The 426-nt window shown below is 59.6% G+C and carries 2 pseudogenes; one reads left to right on the top strand and one right to left on the bottom strand.

What is annotated here, in order from left to right:
- Positions 1-184, bottom strand: a pseudogene (locus tag EOA85_RS37050) (transposase); the annotation flags it as partial.
- 89 nt (positions 185-273) lie between these two features.
- On the opposite strand from EOA85_RS37050, the pseudogene EOA85_RS37045 reads away from it, so the two are divergent.
- Positions 274-426: pseudogene (locus EOA85_RS37045) on the top strand (IS110 family transposase); the annotation flags it as partial.

The raw sequence follows: 426 nt of genomic DNA, 5'->3' as shown, positions 1-426 counted from the left end.
GCTGAAGCTCGAAGCCGACCTTGCCCATCCATTGCGCCATCAGTGCGCGGCTGAGTTCGACGCCGTCGCGAGCATACATGGCTTCCTGACGATAGAGGGGCAGTCCGTCGGCATATTTGGAGACCGCGATCTGGGCCAGAAGCCGTTCGGTGGGAATGCCGCTCTCGATGATGTGGGCTGGAGCCGGCGGGACTGTCAGATCCCATGGGCGGGTGGATAGCGCCCTGCTCTTTGGCAGAGTGGAGTTGTTCACCAACCACTCTGGAGACGACCATGCCTATTGTAGCTGACCGACCCGAAGAGCCGACCGCCATCCGCACCGATCTCGGTGCAATTTTCATTTCGTTGGAATTGAGCCGATTGAACTGGCTGATCACCTCGCTGTCGCCAGGCAACGGAGAAAAGATGTCGAAGCACGTGGTGCGC

Origin of the sequence: Mesorhizobium sp. M5C.F.Ca.IN.020.29.1.1 (assembly GCF_003997375.1) — a bacterium.
GTDB classification, from domain to species: Bacteria; Pseudomonadota; Alphaproteobacteria; order Rhizobiales; family Rhizobiaceae; genus Mesorhizobium; species Mesorhizobium wenxiniae.
The sequence above is the reverse complement of the archived record's forward strand: the minus strand, read 5'-3'. Positions and strand labels throughout refer to the sequence as shown.